This is a genomic window from Rhodococcus sp. MT28 (assembly GCF_058792695.1).
Genome location: NZ_JBXAFD010000002.1, coordinates 428131 through 447470 on the forward strand (window position 1 = coordinate 428131; position 19340 = coordinate 447470).

The following is a 19340-nucleotide window of genomic DNA, read 5'->3' on the forward strand; positions in this document are numbered from 1 at the left end:
GAGGGCTGTGCGCCGTGACAGGTGGGCACTATGCGCAGTGCACCGCCAGTCGCGCGCGGTCAGTCCATCAGATCGTGGACGTAGCACCAGCGCCAGGATTCGCCGGGCTCGTGTGAGCGCATGACCGGGTGCCCGGTTTCGCGGTAGTGGTTGGTGGCGTGCTGATGAGGGCTGGAATCGCAGCATCCGACGTGGCCGCAGGACAGGCACATGCGCAGGTGAGACCAGTTATCCTCGCCCAACTCGGCGCACTCCTGGCAGACGCCGGGCGTAAGCGCCGCCGGGTCCGTTTCGGGCGCATTGGTTAGTTCCTCGCAACCGGTGGGAGCGGGTGCGGGCTGCTGTGTGCGAGCTGCTGCTCGCTTCAGGATTTTCTTCATCGCCTTCCATACTGCATGCTGCCAGGGTGAACGGCATATTACTGGGGGTTGTAGTAGCGGCGTTGCTGGTGGCGGCGGTCGCGCGAAGGTTCGGGCTGTCTTCGCCGCTGATCCTCGTCCTGGTCGGTTTGATCGCCTGTCAGATACCGGGTGTTCCGGAATTGGAACTCGATCCCGACCTCGTCCTGTTCGTCGTGTTGCCTCCACTTCTGTACTCGGCAGCACTGGACAGTTCATACCTGGCTTTGCGCTCGAATCTGCGTCCGATCGGATTTCTCGCGGTGGGGCTTCCCCTGGCGACGACGGCTGCGGTGGGCTTTGTCGCCTACCTGATCGTGCCGGAGTTCTCGATAGCGGCTGCTCTGGTTCTCGGCGCCATCGTGGCGCCGCCGGACGCGGTGTCCGCGAGCGCAATCGGACGCAAGCTCGGCCTGCCGCGCCGGATCATGACCCTGCTGGGCGGGGAGAGCCTGCTCAACGACGCCACCGCTCTGACGGCGTACAAGGTCGCTCTCGCGGCTGCCGTCGGTACGGGTGCGACGCTGATCGGCGGCTTCGAGACCTTCCTCGTCGCGGCGGTCGGTGGAACGGTGATCGGCCTCGCGGTGGGGTTCGTCATCTCGAAGGTTCGCGGCAAGCTCCAGGATCCGGTGATGGAGAGCGGAATCGGATTGGTGGTGCCGTTCTTCACCTACCTGGCTGCGGAAGAGGTCCACGCGTCGGGCGTCATCGCGGTCGTCGTAGCCGGATTGTTCCTCGGCCAGCGCTCCACCCGCGCGAGTTATGCGACGCGTTTGCAGGACACGGCAGTGTGGAGGGCAGTCGACCTGATCCTGGAGTCGTTCGTCTTCCTGTTGATCGGTCTCCAATTGCCCAGTGTCGTCAACGGATTGCAGGGGTACAGCACTTCGATCGTCGTCTGGGCGTCGGTTGCGGTTCTCGTGACCGTCGTGGTGGTCCGAATCGCCTGGGTGTTCCCGTTCACGTACGTACCGCGCTGGCTGTCGCCGCGTATTCGAGCGAGGGAGCCGGAGATTTCGGCGCGGGCGGTGTTCGTCGTGTCGTGGGCCGGTATGCGAGGGGTCGTGTCGCTGGCAGCTGCCTTCGCCATTCCGCTGACGGTCAACAGTGGGGAGGACTTCCCGGGGCGGTCGCTGATCCTGTTCCTGACGTTTGTCGTCGTGGTCGGCACGCTGTTGCTGCACGGCCTGACGTTGCCGTGGGTGATCCGTGTCCTCGGCGTGCAGGGGGACGAAGAGCAGTCCGACGCACGCGCCGAGGCGGCAGCCCAGGACAAGGCTGCACGGGCCGCTGCGGCGCGGCTGGACGAATTGGTCGGAGCCGACGCCGACGACGTCCCTCAGGTCCGCAATCGTGCCGCGGACATCTTGCGAAGCTGGAACACCCACCGCGCGAACTCGGCGTGGGAGCGACTGGGACGCAGCGACGAGGATCTGGGGGAGAGCCCGTCGAACGCCTTCCGCTCGCTGCGCCTCGAGATGATCGATGCCGAGCGAGGCGTCTTCATCGCCGAACGCGATGCCGGCCGGATCGACGACGAGGTCCTCCGGAAGGTACTTCGCGAGCTCGATCTCGAGGAAGCGACGCTCGACCGGGACTAGACCGGCTGGTCTGCTGTCCACGAAGGTAACCGCTGGCCAGGGTCGGTTTACCTGACTGTTGAGGCCTGCAACTTAACCGATTCCACTGAGCGAGACTCGATCCAATTTTCTGTGCCTCCCATCACAGACTGTTTCGTGTTCAACATCACGTCACGGTCTTACCCCGCCTTGGAGGCATTCGAATGAGTCGTAGTTCCCGCCGCGGAAGTCGCAGATTGGCTGCGGCTGCGCTGGCGATCACCGCAAGTATGTTCCTGGCGTCGTGCGCCGACAACGGCTCGAGCAATGGCGGCGGCGAATCCGCTGATTCCGGTTCCTCGCTGAAGATCGGCATGGTCAACGAGCAGGCCGATCCCGGCACTCCCACCAAGGGCGGCACGCTGACGTTCAGCGGTTACTCGGCGGTCACGACTCTCGATCCCGCGAAGGCTCAGGTTGCCGGCGCCACCGGTGGCAGCGAGCTCAGCGCCATCTACGACGTGCTCATGCGTTACGACCCGATCGGGCAGAAGTTCGAGCCCAAGCTCGCTCAGTCGCTCGAAGCGAGTTCGGACAGCAAGACCTGGACGCTGAAGCTCCGCGACGGTGTGAAGTTCAGCGATGGCACAGCTCTCGACTCGAAGGCCGTCGCCGACAGCATCAACCGCTACGTCACCAACAAGGGACCTCAGTCGAGCCTGTGGGCTTCCAAGGTTGCCTCGATCGACACCCCCGACGCGACGACCGTAGTCTTCAACCTCGTTGATCCGTGGACAGGCATCCAGTCGATGCTCGCCACCGGACCCGGCATGATCGTCGCCCCGAGCGCCCAGCAGGGTGACCAGTTCACCCCGATCGGCGCCGGCGCCTTCACCCTCGAGAAGTTCGCTCCCAACGAGGAACTGCTGTTGGCTGCTCGCCCCGACTACTACGACGGCGCACCGAACATCGACAAGCTCAAGCTGATCAGCATCGTCGGCGCTCAGCCCACCGCCGAAGCACTCAAGACGGGCGGCATCGACGCCGCGTACATGCGTACGCTCACCCCGATCCTGGATCTGATCGAGTCGGGTTACCCCGGCTTCGTCGACATCCCGTCGCTCGGTTACATCGCCAACGTGAACATGGCCCCGGGCCGCCCGGGCTCGGATGTCCGTGTCCGCCAGGCGATGGCGCTGGCCGTCGATCCGGAGACGCTCAACACCCGCGTCAACAACGGCAAGGGACTGCCCGGCCAGGAGATCTTCCAGGACACCTCGCGCTGGCACAACGACGTCGCACCGATCGGCGTCGATCCCGCCAAGGCGAAGGAACTGCTCGATCAGGCCAAGGCCGACGGCTACGACGGAAAGATCACCTTCCTCTCCATCCAGGAACCGTCCGCACAGGCGACGGCTCTGGCCATCCAGGCGATGCTCAACGCAGTCGGCTTCGACGCTCAGATCGAATACGTCACCGGTGCAGGTGATCTGGTCAAGCGGATGTACGCCGATCACGACTACGACATGAGCACCGCAGCACTGAGCCTCGCCGAGGCCGATCCCTACGAGCGTCTGTACACGGGCATCAAGTCCGGTGGCCGTAACAACGCGACCGGCTACTCCGACGCCGAAATGGATGCTCTCCTGGACAAGTTGGGTGTCGCAACCACCGACGAGGACAAGAAGGCAGTCCTGGCCCAGATCCAGGAACGCGCCAACGAGACCGTCCCGTGGCAGGTGTGGGGCAACGTCGCCGCACTCGACGTGTGGAACCAGAACGTTCACGGACTCGAGCAGAGCCTCGACGGAATCGTGCTCTTCGACGGAGCTTGGAAGTCCTAGAGAGCCTGAAGTTCACAGCCGGCCCCGCGCCCGTATTGCAGCGGATCGGGGCCGGCTGCGAACGAAGAAATGAAATCAGAGGAACTGCTGTGTATTGCGAGCTCGCTGTCCGAAGGAGACGAAATCGATGAACATCGGCGCAATAGGTAAGAAATTGGGCCAGCTCGTCATTGTGATCCTGATCGTCAGCTTCGGAACCTTCGTGCTGGCATCACTGATCCCCGGCGATCCCGCTGTCTCCGTTCTCGGTGAAGGCCGAACGCCTGCCGAGTACGAGGAAGTTCGGCAGCAGCTCGGACTCAACGATCCACTCCTGGTTCGCTATTGGGACTGGCTGACCAGCGCTCTCCAGGGCGACCTCGGCAACTCGCTCGTCCCCCCGCAGCAGGACGTCCTCACCGCGATCAGTTCCGCTCTCCCCGTCAGCGTTCAGTTGGCAGTGATGGGTCTGGTCATCGCACTCGTCGTCGCAGTTCCGCTCGCACTCTGGTCGGCGCACCACGAAGGCGGCGTCATCGACCGCGTCATCAGCGCCGCGACGTTCGGTGTTCTTTCCGTCCCGAGCTTCCTCGCCGGTCTGTTGCTGATCATGGTCACCGTCAACTGGCTCGGCTGGTTCCCGCGATCACAGTGGGTGCGCATCGGCGACAGCCTGTCCGGAAACCTCTCACACGCAATACTTCCCGCGATCACCATCAGCCTCCTCGAGATGGCGATGTTCACTCGCGTTCTCCGATCCGACCTGGTGACGACGCTCCGTGAGGATTACATCCTCGCGTCGAAGGCCAAGGGAATGCCCACGCTGCGAGTGCTTTTCAGCGACGCGCTCCGCCCGTCGTCGTTCTCGCTCATCACGATGATGGGTCTGGCTCTCGGCGGCATGATCGGCAGCACCGTGATCGTCGAGACGCTGTTCTCACTGCCCGGAATGGGCACGCTCATCGTCCGCGCAGCGCAGCAGGGTGATTCGCCGATGCTGCTGGGCGCGGTGGTCGTGATCGCGGTCATCTACGTCCTCGTCAACAGTGCGATCGATGTTCTGTACACCTATCTTGACCCGAGGAGTCGTCGTGTCCATGTCTGAAGTGACGCCAGACGGAGCGGCCCCGTCGCCGGCCCCGTCCGAGGTGATGACATACCGGCAGCAGACAGTCCTGCTGGCTCCCGGTCCCGTCGAGACGCTGGAACAGCCCAAGAATCTGGTCCTGATCGGATCGATTCTCACAGTGGTCGGCGTTGCGCTGCTCGGCACCGCACTCTTCGGTTCAGCGATCATGATGACCGTCCGCATCGTGCTCGCGCTCGTTGCCCTGGTTTTCCTCTTCAAGGGTCTCGGCAAACTCGGTACGTCCAAGTGGGGCAGTCAGTTCGATCTCTCGTACTGGTTGGCGTGCATCTGGCTGGGCGCGCTGATCCTGGCCGCGATCTTCGCGCCGCTGCTGCCACTCGGTGAGTACAAGGACACGGTCAAGACCTTGGCCGAGCCGGGCTTCGCCTCGCCGAGCCTGCTCTCCGATCATCCGTTGGGTACCAACAACTTCGGTCTCGACCTCCTCGCCCGCGCCCTGTTCGGTGCTCGCGCCTCCTTGACTGTCGCCATCTGCGCCGTGCTGATCGGCATGATCATCGGTGGCACCATCGGCGTCATGGCCGGCTATTTCCGTGGCAAGGTCGACGCCGTGGTCGGAATCCTGACCAACTCGCTGCTGGCCATTCCTTCTCTGGTGCTGCTCATCGCACTGGCCGCGGTGCTCACGTCGAACCTGCGCAACATCACCCTCGCACTGTCGATTCTCTGCATTCCCAGCATGGTTCGAATCGCCAGGGCAAACACCATCGTCGTCGCCCAACGGGAGTTCGTGCTTGCCGCGAGAGCCATGGGCGCCACCAAATGGCGCGTCATCTGGCGCGAGTTGGTTCCCAACGTCCTCGTTCCCGTCGCCGCGCTCGGACTGGTGGCCGTTTCCGGCCTGATCGTCGCGGAAGCATCACTGAGCTTCCTCGGACTCGGTATCGCACAACCTGATCCGACCTGGGGCAACATGATTGCGGAAGGTCAGGGCGGGATCGTGGAGAAGCATCCGTTCATCGTCCTGGTACCAGGCGTCTTCCTCTTCCTTACGGTGTTCTCCTTCAACCTCATCGGCGAGAAGTATCGGAGTAAGCTGTGACCACTTCAGCTCAGAACGGCGTTCCGCTGCTGCAGGCGGACAATATCAGAACCGTATTCGCCACTCCCCGTGGCCAGTTGCGAGCAGTCGACGGTGTCTCGATCCACGTCTCCGCCGGCGAAACTCTCGGCATCGTGGGTGAATCCGGTTCCGGCAAGTCGGTTCTCGGGCGCACTATCATGGGACTGCTCCAGAAGGGCCCGGCTCTCGACATCAGCGGGACGGTGACGTTTGCCGGCCGCGACATGTCGACGATGAAGAAGTCGGAGATGAAGCACTTCTGGGGACCCGAGATCGCCATGGTCTTCCAGGATCCGATGACCTCGCTCAATCCGTTCAAGCGCATCGGTACCCACATCACCGAATCCTTGAAGTTCCACCTGGGTCTGAAGAAGGACGCGGCCCGCGATCGCGCAGCGGAACTCCTGTCGATGGTGGGTATCCCCGAGCCCAAGCGTCGGCTCGACCAGTACCCCCACGAACTTTCGGGAGGTATGCGACAGCGCGTGGTCATCGCGATGGCGCTGGCTTGCGAGCCGAAACTGCTGATCGCCGACGAGCCGACCACCGCTCTCGACGTGACGGTGCAGAAGCAGATTCTCGATCTGCTCGCCTCACTCAACGACAAGCTCAACATGGCCGTCATTCTGATCAGCCACGACCTCGGTGTGGTCTCGGGTCGATCGGACCGTGTTGCGGTCATGTACGCCGGTTCCGTCGTGGAAACGTCGGCGACCGAAGAGTTGTTCACTCGTCCTCGCCACCCGTACACCGAAGCGCTGATGGCCGCGATTCCGCGACTCGAGTCACCGACGCACACAGTGCTGCAGACAATTCCGGGCGGTCTCCCGGACATGACGAAGCCGATCACCGGCTGCCGCTTCGCCGCCCGCTGCCGTTACGCCCAGGACGACTGCCTGACCGGCGACCCGGCCCTGGCTCCCGGCGGACCGGGGGACAACACAACCGAAAGCCACACGTTCGCGTGCCACTACCCGGTCGACACCCCCGAAGGCACAACGGCATTGGTCGCCAACGAGAAGGCCGGCACTACCGCAGCGGGCCTGACGCTCGCGGTGAAGGAGATGGTCTGATGACTGCAGCAACCGATACCAGGAAGCCCGAGACGGTGGACGCGGCCCTGACGGTCGAGGACTTGGTCGTCGAATTCAACGTCGGCAAGGGCCAGACCGTTCACGCCGTGTCCGGAATCAGCTTCACCGTCGCGCCGGGCGAAACCTTGGGCGTGGTCGGTGAATCCGGCTGTGGCAAGTCCACGGCGGGCCGGGCGATCATGCAGTTGCCCTCACCGACGTCGGGCTCGATCCGCCTCGGAGAGACGGAAATGACGGCACTGGGCGCGGAAGAATTGCGTCGCAGCCGCACTCAGTTGCAGATGATCTTTCAGGATCCCATCTCCTCCCTGAATCCCCGTCGCAAGGTCAAGGCTCTCATCACCGAGGGTCCGTCGATCTGGGGTGGAAAAGACAAGGCCGCCATCGAAGCTCGGGCGCGCGAGGTTCTTGCCGAGGTCGGGCTGGACCCGGACATGGTGTGGGATCGAACCCCACGCGAACTCTCGGGTGGTCAGTGCCAGCGCGTGTGCATCGCCCGCGCATTGATGCTCGACCCCAAGGTCCTGATCTGTGACGAGCCGGTCTCGAGCCTCGACGTGTCCGTGCAGGCGCAGATTCTGAACCTGCTCGAGGATGCGAAGAAGCGTCACGGGCTGTCTTTGCTGTTCATCGCGCACAACATGGCCGTAGTGAAGAACATCAGCGACCGCGTGATGATCATGTACTTGGGCCGCGTCTGCGAAATCGTTCCCGCAGAAGACATGCAGAACCGCGCGCTTCACCCGTACACGCAGCTACTGCTGGCGTCGATTCCCGATCCCGACGCCACCGTCACCGCGGCGCAGAACGTCGAGCAGAAGGTCATCGAACTGCCCTCGCCGCTCAATCCGCCCAGTGGCTGCCGCTTCCGCACGCGGTGCCCGCTGGCTACTGATCTCTGCGCCGAGGTAGTTCCCGAGCTGCGTCTCGTCGAGGGCGGCCATCAGGTGGCGTGCCACCACGTGTGACTACACGCGAAGCATGTTGCGTACGTGACCGGTTTCGTTGATCGACCCGACCCTGCGGCTTCCGTTTCGCGACACGAGAATGCGCGTGACGGACACGTACTCGATCGGGAAGGTCAACGGGCGCTCCAGTCCGAGCAGTTCCTGCAGAACGATGTTGACGACGCCGCCGTGGCAGAAGATCGCCACGGTGGCGTCGTTGTCCGTTGCCGCGACTATCTCGTCGATCGCACCGAGGACTCGCGCACGAAAGGCGTCGCCGTCCACCGACTCGGGGAGCCAGCCGGCTTTGATGCGCGCATAGGTTTCCGGCGCCCGCTGCAGGACCTCGTGCATCGGGATGTAGTGCGGCTGCTCGTAGTCGTATTCCGCCAGACCCTCGCGCTGGGTGACCGGAAGGCCCAATATCTGCGCTACCGGGGCTGCGGTCTCGAGTGCGCGCTTTTGCGGGCTGCTGAAGAGTCCGGTGATCCGGTACGGCGCCAGTGCTGCGGGCAGCCGTAGTGCCTGGGCACGACCTTCGTCGGTCAGCGAGGGATCTGCGCGGCCTTCGGTGACCTCGGCCAGTTCGGGGAGCGCGTGTCGGATCAGGAGTAGTTGCACCTACGTCACCTTGCCATGTAGAGATCGAACGCCACCACGAGGTTTCGGCCGTCGCGTTTTGCCTGGTACATCGCGTTGTCGGCGATATCGAGCAGAGTCTCCATGCCCGGCATCGCGCGATCGGCCCAGGCGACGCCGATACTGACCGTTCCCGCGAAACCGCGAATGGATCGCGCGTGGGCCTCTTGCGCCTCTCTGATGCGCTCCGCGAGCTGGATGGCTTCCTCGAAGGTGCAGTCGGCGGCGGCGACGGCAAATTCTTCACCACCCAGTCGGCCGGAGAGTCCCAGCCCTTCGGTAGCGGCGAGGAGGGTGTTTCCGAACTGTTCGAGGACGGAATCGCCGGTGAGGTGGCCGAGGTTGTCGTTGATCGATTTGAAGTGGTCGAGATCGAGCATCATGACGGCGATCGGTCGTTGCGCCGCGTGCTGGGCGTCGAGGAGTTCCTGCGATTGGGTCCAGAACGCGTGGCGACTCAGCGTTCCGGTGAGGGCGTCGCATTCGGCGATGCGTTGGAGTTCTCGCTCAGCGCGCCGCTGTGCGCCAGTGGCGACGGCTACGGCGATGGGGGAGAGTGCCATCAAGATGACGGAGATCCGGGTGGTCACCCCCTCACTGAGTAGGTGCACCGGATCTGCCAGTGCCAGGCGTCCCTTACCCGCCATGACCAGTGCCCACGCGCTCCATCCGGCTGCCAGGAGCGAAGTGCTGAACAGTGAGACACGCATTGCGCACCACAGGAGCGCCGGCATCGGCAGCAGCAGCGCAAGGGCTCCCTGAACCTCCAGGGCGAGTGGCAGACAGGCCAGGAGAGCGGCCAGAGGCGCCAGGATCTGTGCGAGCCGCCTCAAGCGCAGACTCTGCCGCACGGACGGCCCGCAGGTTCTTCGAATGTGTTCGAGCGTCGGTGCCGACAGAACGATCGGCAGCACGATCAGATACGTACACAGGTCGGCGAAGAACCACCCCACCAATTCCGTTGCCGCACCGCTTCCTTCGTGGAGTTGAGTGCGTAGTGCGCTGGCGGACCCGGCCGTGAACGACGCCAGAACCGAGATGAGGAAGATTCTGGCCGTGTACTTCGTCTCGGAGATTCGCCGCGGAAAGCAGCCGAGCAAGTTCGCGGCGATCAATCCTGTCGTGACGCCGACCAGATTGATCGCATTCAGTTCGAAGGCCCTCTGCACGGGGCTTCCGGTCGCAAGATCCGCCGTCAGCAGCGCTGCGCCGCCGACAGCGAGTCCGATCGGCGCAAACGAGCGCGGGTTACGGAGGAGAATGCCCAGAAGGATCGCGTTGGCGGGCCAGAAGGTCGACAGAAAACCGGGCGGACGGGCGGCGATGCCCGCCAGGGCGACAACGAGGATCGCCACGAAAATCAGGCACGAGCGCACCCGACGTGTCGAACGGTCCATGGTCAGCCTGTCGTAGAAAGCAGAAGCTGTCCGAGACTAGCAATGATCCGGCTACTGTCCGAGTTGTAACTTTAAGTGTCATCCCCGACGGTTCGGCTGCGTGAGGCGCCGAATCAAGTTCGCCAACTCCTCGGGTTGGTCGATCATCGCGTGGTGATGCGCCGGGCGCAGGACGTGAAAACTCCCACCGAGGTAGGTGGCGAGTTTCTGCTGCTTTGCCATCCAGGCGATGGACCAGGGAGTGGTGTGGCCAGTGTGTGCAGCAACGACGCTGAGGTCGATGTCGGGCAGTGGATGCTTGCTCGAGCGTCGTAAAGCGGTGAGCTCCAGCGCCATATCGGTGTACGCGACGTATTCGATCATCGCCGCTTCCAGATAATGAGGCTCGCGGTAGATCTTCCGCACCCATTCGAGAGTGGCTTCGGACGACCCGCTCGGCGGCACGGACTGGTTGAGGATCTTGCGCGTCGTCGTACCGAGGAGTCGCTGGAGCCCGGTGGTGCTGAACGAAGCCGCGGCGGCTCGGGAGGCGATCAGCAGCAGGTCGCGGGGGAAAAGACGTTTCGGCTCCTTCTCGGCACTGGAATCGAGGAGCAGCATCCCCGCCGCCCGATCGGGGAACAAGCGCGCGAAGCCTTCGACGTAGAAGCCGGCGATGGAGTGGCCGACCACCACGGCCGGACCACTCAGTCCCAGAGTGTCGAGCACGTCGCGGATCCGCTGAGCTTCGCCGCGGACGGTCGGAACTTCGGAAGTAGGCTCGCTGAGCCCGAAGCCCGGGCGATCGAAGCGGACGACGGTGTGGTCCGACTGAAGATGACGCGCGCAGTCATCCCAGTCGAACCAATTGCCCGCCAGCCCACCGCACAGGACGACGACGGGGCCGTCGCCCTCGGCAAGAACATGCAGTCGGCTCTCGCCGACCTGCAAGATCTCGCCCGGTGGTTTCACGTGGAACAATTCCGGCACGCGAGAATCCGGACTACTGACGCGGTTTCGCGAGGGGGAAGGCCAGCGTCTCGCGGATGCTGCCACCCGTGATCAGCATGACGATTCGGTCGACGCCCATCCCGAGACCACCCGTCGGCGGCATCGCGTGTTCGAGGGCTTGGAGGAAGTCTTCGTCCAATTCCATCGCTTCCGGGTCGCCGCCGGCCGCGAGCATCGACTGCTCGGTGAGCCGGTTGCGCTGATCCACAGGGTCGGTCAGCTCGCTGTATGCGGTTCCGAGTTCGACGCCCCACGCCACCAGGTCCCACTTCTCGGCAACGCCGGGGATGCTGCGGTGCGGCCGGGTGAGCGGCGACATCGAGGTGGGGAAGTTGGTGTAGAACGTCGGGAACTCCGTGTAGTCCTCGACCAGATGCTCGTACATTTCCTGCGCGATGGCGCCGGTATCCCAGCTGGACTGGTACGGGATCTCGTTGGCGTCGCACAGCTTCTGCAGGTCTTCGAGACTCGTTTCGGGGGAGACGTCGACGCCAAGTTTTTCGGCGACGGCGCCGTGCATCGTCTTCACCGGCCACTCGCCGGAGATGTCGACCTCGACCAGTTCGCCGTCCGGGCCGGGACGCATGATGATCTCGCGACCGAATGCTGCGACGGCCGCCGCCTGGATCAGCTCGCGGCACATCCGCATCATGCCCTCGTAGTCGCTGTGGGCTTCGTAGGCCTCGAGGATCGTGAACTCGGGATTGTGTTTGAAGTCGACGCCCTCGTTGCGGAACACGCGGCCGATCTCGAACACCTTCTCCATACCGGCGACGCACAACCGCTTCAGGTACAGCTCGGGTGCGATGCGGAGATAGAGGTCGAGGTTGTACGCGTTGATGTGTGTCAGGAACGGAGCAGCGTTCGCGCCGCCGTGCACCTGCTGCAGGATCGGGGTCTCGACTTCGAGGTATCCGCGACCACCGAGTGAATCGCGCAGCGACTTCACGACGGCGCTTCGGGCCTCGAGCAGTTCGCGGGCCTTCGGGTTGAGGGCGATGTCGAGGTACCGCTGGCGGACGCGGGTCTCGGGATCCGAGAGGCCTTTCCACTTGTCCGGCAGCGGGTGCAGGCACTTGCCGTTCATGCGCCACTCGACGGCAATGAGCGACAGCTCGCCCTTGCGGCTGCGCCCGATGGTTCCGCTGACTTCGATCAGGTCACCGAGATCGAACTCGGCAGCGAACTCCGCCAGCTTCTCGCGGCCGACGTTGTCCTGGTCGACCAGGACCTGAATGTCGCCGGACCAGTCGCGCACGTCCGTGAACACCACTCCGCCGTAGTCGCGGACCCGCAGGAGGCGTCCCGCGATTCGCACGCGGGTGCCCTCCGGTGACTTCGCTGCGGCGGCAATCGTGTGGGTCGGCGGATAGGCGACGGGGTACGCGGCGATCCCTTCGTCGGCCAGTTGCGCGAGCTTGTTCATGCGCACGCGGACCTGCTCGGGTCGACGCGGACCGTTGGTCGGGAACGTCGGCGCCGAGTCCGGCGGGCTGCCGTCGGCATGCAGTCCTTCGGACGTCACCAGAGCTGCCGGCACCGCCGCATGCGTACCGGTGTGCTTGACGACCTGGCTGGACTTGCGCCCGAAACTGGGCAGCACCACAAAGCCTTCGGCGATGGCCGACGCGAATCCGACGCGCGGCAGTTCGCGGTTGTCCTCGAAGCAGAGGAAGCGCGGCGCCCAATCCGGCTGGTATTTCACGTTCGAGCGGTACAGCGCTTCGAGCTGCCACCAGCGGGAGAAGAAGACGAGCACCGAGCGCCAGATGCGGAGGATCGGGCCCGCGCCGATGCGCGAACCTTCCTCGAACACCGAGCGGAACACGGCGAAGTTGAGCGAAACTCGCACGACGCCGATCTCGTCCGAACGTGTGGCCAACTCCGAGACCATCAATTCGACGACACCGTTGGGCGCCGTCGGCTTACGGCGCATCAGGTCGAGCGAAACACCGTTCGGTCCCCACGGCACGAGCGAGAGCATGCCGACGACGCTTTCGTCCTCGGTGCCTTCACCCATGACGGCTTCGACGAGGAGGCAATCGCCGTCGAGGTGATCGCCCAGTCGGCCGAGCGCCATGGAGAAGCCGCGCTCGGTGTCGGTGTCGCGCCAGTCGTCGGCGCGGATGATGACGGCTGCCATGTCCTCGGGCGGGATGTCGCGATGGCGTCGCATCCGCACGGTGACGCCGTGACGCCTCACGCGAGTGACGGCCTGGCGCACCGGGCGCATGTCGCGTCCGTTGAGATTGAACTCGCGGGTGCGCAGGATCGCTTCGTCGCCGAGCTGCAGGACGCTCAGGCCCGCCTTCTTGTACGCCGTCGCCCCGGTTTCGCTGGCGCCCATGACGGCCGTCGCCCAGCCGTACTGCGATGCGAGCCCCTGCCACGCTTCGATGGCGTGCGGCCACGCTTCGGGATCACCGATGGGATCACCACTGGCGAGGCAGACGCCGATCTCGACGCGGTACGTGATCGCGGCCTTGCCGCTCGGCGCGAAGATGACCGCCTTGTCGCGGCGGGTGGCGAAGTAAGCGAGAGAGTCGTCGGCACCGAAGTTCTGGATCAACCCGCGGATCGCGGATTCGTCGTTTCCGGTGAGGGCGTTGTTGGAGCGTTGCGCGCGGAAGAGCGTCATGACGGCTGCGAGTAGCGCGATGGCACCGAGGAGACCGAGGACCGTGTTGACGAAGACGCGCGGGTGGCCGTCGAACACCTCGTTGTCGACCGAAGCTGCCGCGGTGACGCGGTTCAGGGCCCAGAGGAATCGCTGGTTCTGCGGTAGGTCACCTGGGAAGAGTTCGACAAGGCCCCAACCGATCACGGTCGCGACAGCCATGCCGCCGATCAGCACGCCGAGTGCTTTCCAGCCGGCGCCGCGCCGTACGCGTGTGTAGAACTCGGGCCTCGCCGCGATGAGGATTCCGATCACGACAAGCAGAACGACAACGGCCACGGCGTTGTTCGGGTTCTTGTCGACGATCGCGGAGGCGATGTTGGTGAGGGTGATCAGTGACAGGTAGATCGTCAACAGCCACCAGGCGATGCGCTTGCGGCTCGCGAGGGCGGCGGCGAGCAGGGCGACGACGAGCGCCCACGACAGGCTCGTATCCGGTGCGTCGAAGTAGTAGCTGTCGATGTATTCGCGTGGGACGCGGAGGATGTGCCGCAGTACCGGCGAGATGCTCCACAGGAACACCAGTACGGAGAAGACTCCGAGGATCAGTCCCGAGATATGGGGAACCTGGCTGAACCGCCCTTTGCGGAATCGACGCGCCTGGCGCGGATTTTCGGGTGGCGATTCCACCAACTCTGCAGTGGTGTCCGATACCTCGGTCAATGGTGCCATCGAGCTTCCTCTCCTACCGGTCGATCAGATCCTCACGCTAAGTGTGGTCTGTCGTGTCCAGTTTTGTGGGAGGAGGAAGATGATTGACATGACCGACAACATTCCAGCAGTACCCATCCGCGACGAAATGATTCGGCTCGGTCAGTTTCTCAAGCTCGCGAACCTCATCGAATCGGGCGCGGAGGCCAAGGAAGTGATCGCCGACGGCATGGTTTCGGTCAACGGTGAGGTCGAAGATCGTCGGGGCCGCCAGCTTCGTGACGGCGATGTCGTCGAGATCGGCGGGATGGCCGCCAAAGTGGAAGCCCCCGCCTGATCCCGCGACTTCTGACTAGCTTTCGCGAACGACGACGCCGTCCTGGTCGCTGTAGACGATCTCGCCGGGGTTGAAGGTGACTCCGCCGATTTCGATCGGCACGTTCTTCTCGCCCGAACCGGTTTGCGTGCTCTTGCGCGGGTTGGTGCCCAAAGCCTTGACGCCGATGTCGAGGGTGCGCAGGATCGCGGAGTCGCGGACGGCTCCGTTGACGATGACACCGGCCCAACCGTTGTCGACGCCGCGGCCGGCAATGATGTCGCCGACCAGGGCGGTGTGGATGCTCGCGTCACCGTCGACGACGAGGACTCCGCCGTTGCCCGGTTCACTGAGGGTCTGCTTCACGAGCAGGTTGTCCTGGAAGCACTTGATGGTGGTGATGGGGCCGGCAAAGACTTCACGTCCACCGAACTGGGTGAACTGCGTGTCGCAGCTACGGATGTCGGGTCCGATCTCGTCGGCAAGGTCAGCGGTCGCTACAGGCTCGGTCATGCCCCACAGGATAGTCGGCGGGGCTCGGGCCTAGTGGGCCTCGGGGAGGGTTCTCAGGCGAGTACGCCTGACGTGGGGGACGTCTGCGAGTTACGCGACGGCCTGATCGAAAACCTTTCAGCACCACGCGCCATCCGGTAAACATCGACGGTGGACACTTCGCGTTGGTACCGATCATTCGCGGAGGTGGAGGCTCGAGGGAACTCCGCGATCTACGAGGAATGGGGCACCGGCGTATCGGAGGATCCAGCAGTCCTCGCTCTGATAGATCGGCTTCCAGAACCCCGCAGGCAACCCAACCTGATATTCGGGGCGTGCCGTCACCTCGGTGCCCCGGTCGCGCCGTATGCGTTGTTTCGCCGGTGGCTGAGCGACAACTGGTCCGAGGTGGAACAACTCGCGCAGACCAGGACTACACAGACGAATGAAGCTGGCCGCTCTGCCGTGTTGCTTCCCGTCCTCGGGTTGTTGAAGGGCCCGCTCTCCCTCATCGAAGTCGGTGCTTCGGCGGGCCTGTGCCTTTACCCTGACCGTTACAGCTTTCTCTACGACGGCACAAAGTATCTGCATCCAGTCGATGGTCCGTCCACCGTTCTGCTGGAGTGTGCGACGACTGGCAGTCCGCCGATTCCGGAGAGAGTCCCAGACGTGGTGTACCGGGCGGGCATCGACCTGAACCCACTCGATGTAGGCGACACCGACGACATGAGATGGTTGGAGAGTCTTGTGTGGCCGGAACAGGACCACCGCCGGCGGCGATTGCGCGACGCAGCGGCACTCGCTCGTGTGGATCCGCCTCATCTGGTTCGCGGAGATCTCACGTCGGCTGTTGCCGATCTCGTCGAACGTGCGCCACGGGAAACAACGATCGTGGTCTTTCACAGTGCGGTACTCAACTATCTGATCCCGACTGCCAGAGATGAATTCGCAGAAGCTGTTCACGCTTTGCCATGTCGCTGGATAGCGAACGAAGGTCTCGGGGTTTTGCCCGAAGTCGATGCCAAGTTGACGGCATCACCAGAGGTGCGCCGTGGGAAGTTTGTTGTTTCTCTTGACGGCACACCTCACGGGCTGGCCGGTGGACATGGGCAGTTCCTCGACTGGATAGACCAAACCTGCACGGCATCAGATTGATTGATTCGGGGTCCGATCTTCGCAGAGGGCTTGACCTTCACATTGATGTGAAGGTTGACAATCGTTTCATGGCAGACGACATCGATTCAGAACACCACACATCAGGAGCGAAACAGTTTCTTGCGGAACAGGATCGCGGGGACGCACTCCCACTCGTTCCCCTCCTGGCGTTGTTCGCGTCCGTCTTCATCACCAGCCTGACGGAGACCCTCCCAGCGGGAGTGTTGCCGGCAATGAGTGAAGGCCTCGATGTCAGTGAATCAGCCGCCGGGCAGACGATCATGATCTACGCGCTGGGGACGGCCCTGACGACAATACCCCTCGTCGCAGTGACAGCGTCGTGGTCGCGAAAGGTGTTACTGCTGAACTCGATTCTCGGGTTTGCATTCGCCAACACGGTCACTGCATTTTCTTCCGACTACCTTCTGACGATGACCGCCCGGTTCATTGCGGGAGTTGCTGCAGGTATCGCCTGGGCATTGCTCGCCGGATACGCCAGAAATCTTGCCCCGAAACATCTCGAGGGTCGCGCCATCGCGTTCGCGATGGCCGGAATTCCGCTCGCTCTCGCGCTCGGCGTTCCGTTCGGGACATACTTGGGCAACGCTACCGGGTGGCGGGCACCGTTCTACCTCATGTCGATACTGGCTGTTGCGCTTCTCGTTGCAATCGCGGTGTCGGTTCCCGATCGTCCAGGTCGGCCCCGCGGCCGTAAACGGCGAAGCATGCTCGAGGCGGCACGCATTCCCGGTGTCGACGCAGTTCTGATCGTGACGTTCATCGTCGTGTTGGGTCACACCATCCTGTATGCGTACATCGCTCCGTTTCTCGAATCGATAGGAATGGGAGACGACAACGACCTCGTTCTGTTGACCTTCGGAGTGGCATGTCTAATCAGCATTGTTGTTGTGGGCAAACAAATCTACGCGCGACTACGGACTTTTGCTCTTCTCGGCGCCGTCCTGATTTCAGTCGCCGCAACCGCACTGGCAGTCGCCACTGAGGATGCGCTGCTCGTCTACATAGCAGCTGCCGTATGGGGATTGGGGTGGGGCGGAATTCCGACTCTGTTGCAAACCTCAGCAGCGGTTGCTGCGGGCTCACACGCAGACGAGGCTCAGGCGGTTCTCACGACGCTGTGGAACGCTGCCATGGCAGCAGGTGCAGTGATGGGCGGAGTTCTCTTGTCTCTCAACGGTGCTCGATCTCTCCCGTGGTGGACGGTAGCACTCGCGCTGCTATCCGTGGTGATCATGTGGACCGCCCGCGGAGACGGGTTTCGATCTCCGGCCCAAATCCATCAGGAAGGTCAGGCACACGCGTGAACACAACGCCGTCGATCCATCGGTCACCGATCATCGGCATCGCGCTGGAACCAGCCGGCTGGCATCCAGCGGCCTGGCGATTGCAGGGAATTGCCCCCGCCGAACTCTTCAGTGCTCGTTACTGGTCGGAGTTGTTGCGCGACATTGACTCATCTGTTGTCGATTTTGTCACTTTCGAAGAATCGATTGGGTTGCAGTCGTCGGACTTCAGGAGAATCGATGACAAGGAAGACCAGGTTCGTGGTCGGTTGTCGCCGGTAGCGCTGACGGCACTGGCTGTTTTCGAGACGCAGAGACTCGGCGTGATCGCCACGAGAAATCTGACTCACAGTGAGCCATACAGTATCGCCACCGAAATCGCATCGCTCAATCTCTTGAGCGGGGGCCGAGTCGGCCTCCGTGCCCAGGTCACTTCGCGAAGCATCGACAGACGTCATTTCGTTCGCCCGCAACCGGTGCCGGAGCTGAGAGAGTCCGACATCTACTTCCCTGAACGGATTGGAACCAGACTCGAACCGGTCTTCTCGAGCGCAACCGAGTCGATCGAAATACTCCGAGGATTGTGGTCGACCTGGTCGGAAGGCGCACTCCAAGAAGGCGCCGATGGCCGATTTGTCGATATCGACAAGATCTCTGACAAGTTGATTGTGACAAAGACTTTCGAGGTCGCCGGACCACTCGCCATCCCTGTCGTCGAAGGCTTGAAGCCTGTCGTTCTCGCGCTCGCACATCACGCCCAAGTTCCTTATCGGTTGGCGGTTGCGTCGGCTGATGCCATCCTGGTGACACCCACTCCGAGTGCTAATGGCGTCACCATCGGCGATGTACTCGACGCCGTCAACGCTGAATGTGATGCAGTGCGAAGAAATTTGATCGATGAGCCGCTCGCGATCCTGGTGGATCTCGTGGTTTTCCTCGGCAAGACCCACTTCGAGGCTGTACAGCAGAAGCGTGCCCTCGACGAGCTGTCAGGCGCACCGTACTCGTCTGACACCGAGATCTTTGTCGGTTCGGTAGATGAGCTGATCCACGGGATCGACGAACTCGTATCCGCTGGCGCACACGGTGTGCGACTGCGGCCGGCGGTCAACGGCCGGGACATCCCACTTGTCCTCGAACAGCTTGCCGCTGTCTTCGGGGCGAGCACCCGGGTGAGCACGTTGAGAGAGCGACTCCAGGCAGCGTCGCTCGAAACATCGGCGGCCAAATGAAGATCGGCGAGCTGTCAGAAGCGACACGGGTGTCCCGCCGCCTCTTGCGGTACTACGAGGAACAGAGCTTGATTGCTCCGAGACGATCCGAAAACAGTTACCGCGACTACGACGAACGAATGGTTGACAGGGTATTTCAGATACGTGGGTTGTTGGACATGGGTTTCCCGACGCGGGTGATCCGGCAGATCCTTCCTTGCCTGGACCAAGAACGCGTCATTCACATGAGCGATGTGACACCGGAGATGCTGTCGATGCTCGAGGCGGAGGCGTCGGGACTTGACGAGAAGATCAGCTTTCTTGTGAAAAACCGCGACGCCATCCGTGAATACATCGCAGAAGTGAGGCAGCGACAGACTGTCCCACTCGATGGATGAACACTGAGCGAGCTGCCGGTTGGTTCAGAGCATGCCTATGCCCATCGTGCCGCGTATGGCAGCGCAAACCAGC

The 19340-nt window shown here is 63.0% G+C and carries 17 protein-coding genes; 11 read left to right on the forward strand and 6 right to left on the reverse strand.

Features of this window, described 5'->3' with window-relative positions; genetic code table 11:
* Positions 1 to 59: 59 nt before the first annotated feature.
* The gene (locus AC1Q6C_RS10285; protein WP_003943615.1) at positions 60 to 380 is read right to left on the reverse strand and encodes a UBP-type zinc finger domain-containing protein; all 321 of its coding nucleotides are present in this window, start codon (positions 378 to 380) and stop codon (positions 60 to 62) included.
* A 26-nt stretch (positions 381 to 406) separates the two neighbouring features.
* Here AC1Q6C_RS10285 and AC1Q6C_RS10290 point away from each other — a divergent pair, with 26 nt between their 5' ends.
* The 6 genes from AC1Q6C_RS10290 to AC1Q6C_RS10315 all read left to right on the forward strand — a co-directional run bounded on the left by AC1Q6C_RS10290 (position 407) and on the right by AC1Q6C_RS10315 (position 8058).
* Positions 407 to 2002, forward strand: coding sequence for a Na+/H+ antiporter (locus tag AC1Q6C_RS10290; protein ID WP_030536674.1), 1596 nt, complete (start codon positions 407 to 409; stop codon positions 2000 to 2002).
* Between the two features lie 182 nt (positions 2003 to 2184).
* Positions 2185 to 3804 (forward strand): ABC transporter substrate-binding protein, encoded by a 1620-nt coding sequence (locus AC1Q6C_RS10295; RefSeq protein WP_003943605.1) that lies wholly within the window; start codon positions 2185 to 2187, stop codon positions 3802 to 3804.
* Between the two features lie 127 nt (positions 3805 to 3931).
* A complete protein-coding gene (locus tag AC1Q6C_RS10300; RefSeq protein WP_003943571.1) occupies positions 3932 to 4888 on the forward strand; it encodes an ABC transporter permease in 957 nt (318 codons plus the stop codon).
* Positions 4881 to 5975, forward strand: coding sequence for an ABC transporter permease (locus AC1Q6C_RS10305; RefSeq protein WP_230359944.1), 1095 nt, complete (start codon positions 4881 to 4883; stop codon positions 5973 to 5975). The genes AC1Q6C_RS10300 and AC1Q6C_RS10305 overlap by 8 nt, the downstream gene beginning before the upstream one ends.
* Entirely contained in the window at positions 5972 to 7069 is a 1098-nt protein-coding gene (locus tag AC1Q6C_RS10310) for an ABC transporter ATP-binding protein (protein WP_003943600.1), read from the forward strand. Before AC1Q6C_RS10305 ends, AC1Q6C_RS10310 begins: the two co-directional genes overlap by 4 nt.
* Complete coding sequence (locus AC1Q6C_RS10315) at positions 7069 to 8058, forward strand: ABC transporter ATP-binding protein (protein ID WP_042453339.1); 990 nt, start codon at positions 7069 to 7071, stop codon at positions 8056 to 8058. Before AC1Q6C_RS10310 ends, AC1Q6C_RS10315 begins: the two co-directional genes overlap by 1 nt.
* Here the strand turns inward: AC1Q6C_RS10315 and AC1Q6C_RS10320 are convergent, their stop codons facing one another.
* The 4 genes from AC1Q6C_RS10320 to lysX form a co-directional block, all read right to left on the reverse strand.
* Positions 8059 to 8658, reverse strand: a complete 600-nt coding sequence (locus AC1Q6C_RS10320; RefSeq protein ID WP_492666602.1) for a histidine phosphatase family protein — start codon at positions 8656 to 8658, stop codon at positions 8059 to 8061.
* A gap of 5 nt (positions 8659 to 8663) precedes the next feature.
* Positions 8664 to 10073 (reverse strand): GGDEF domain-containing protein, encoded by a 1410-nt coding sequence (locus AC1Q6C_RS10325; RefSeq protein ID WP_003943555.1) that lies wholly within the window; start codon positions 10071 to 10073, stop codon positions 8664 to 8666.
* Positions 10074 to 10151: 78 nt separating this feature from the next.
* A complete protein-coding gene (locus AC1Q6C_RS10330; RefSeq protein ID WP_007735816.1) occupies positions 10152 to 11042 on the reverse strand; it encodes an alpha/beta fold hydrolase in 891 nt (296 codons plus the stop codon).
* A gap of 13 nt (positions 11043 to 11055) precedes the next feature.
* Positions 11056 to 14412, reverse strand: coding sequence for a bifunctional lysylphosphatidylglycerol synthetase/lysine--tRNA ligase LysX (gene lysX / locus AC1Q6C_RS10335; RefSeq protein WP_210377903.1), 3357 nt, complete (start codon positions 14410 to 14412; stop codon positions 11056 to 11058).
* An 88-nt stretch (positions 14413 to 14500) separates the two neighbouring features.
* Here lysX and AC1Q6C_RS10340 point away from each other — a divergent pair, with 88 nt between their 5' ends.
* Positions 14501 to 14728 (forward strand): RNA-binding S4 domain-containing protein, encoded by a 228-nt coding sequence (locus tag AC1Q6C_RS10340; protein ID WP_003943569.1) that lies wholly within the window; start codon positions 14501 to 14503, stop codon positions 14726 to 14728.
* Between the two features lie 15 nt (positions 14729 to 14743).
* Here AC1Q6C_RS10340 and rraA read toward each other — a convergent pair whose 3' ends face one another.
* A complete protein-coding gene (rraA, locus tag AC1Q6C_RS10345; RefSeq protein WP_003943552.1) occupies positions 14744 to 15220 on the reverse strand; it encodes a ribonuclease E activity regulator RraA in 477 nt (158 codons plus the stop codon).
* 150 nt (positions 15221 to 15370) lie between these two features.
* Between rraA and AC1Q6C_RS10350 the strand changes: the two genes are divergently transcribed.
* The 4 genes from AC1Q6C_RS10350 to AC1Q6C_RS10365 all read left to right on the forward strand — a co-directional run bounded on the left by AC1Q6C_RS10350 (position 15371) and on the right by AC1Q6C_RS10365 (position 19267).
* Positions 15371 to 16354 (forward strand): DUF2332 domain-containing protein, encoded by a 984-nt coding sequence (locus AC1Q6C_RS10350; protein ID WP_007735820.1) that lies wholly within the window; start codon positions 15371 to 15373, stop codon positions 16352 to 16354.
* Positions 16355 to 16422: 68 nt separating this feature from the next.
* Positions 16423 to 17679 (forward strand): MFS transporter, encoded by a 1257-nt coding sequence (locus AC1Q6C_RS10355; RefSeq protein ID WP_257230649.1) that lies wholly within the window; start codon positions 16423 to 16425, stop codon positions 17677 to 17679.
* Complete coding sequence (locus AC1Q6C_RS10360) at positions 17676 to 18890, forward strand: LLM class flavin-dependent oxidoreductase (RefSeq protein WP_492666603.1); 1215 nt, start codon at positions 17676 to 17678, stop codon at positions 18888 to 18890. Before AC1Q6C_RS10355 ends, AC1Q6C_RS10360 begins: the two co-directional genes overlap by 4 nt.
* Positions 18887 to 19267, forward strand: coding sequence for a MerR family transcriptional regulator (locus tag AC1Q6C_RS10365; protein WP_007735825.1), 381 nt, complete (start codon positions 18887 to 18889; stop codon positions 19265 to 19267). Before AC1Q6C_RS10360 ends, AC1Q6C_RS10365 begins: the two co-directional genes overlap by 4 nt.
* Positions 19268 to 19340 lie beyond the last annotated feature (73 nt).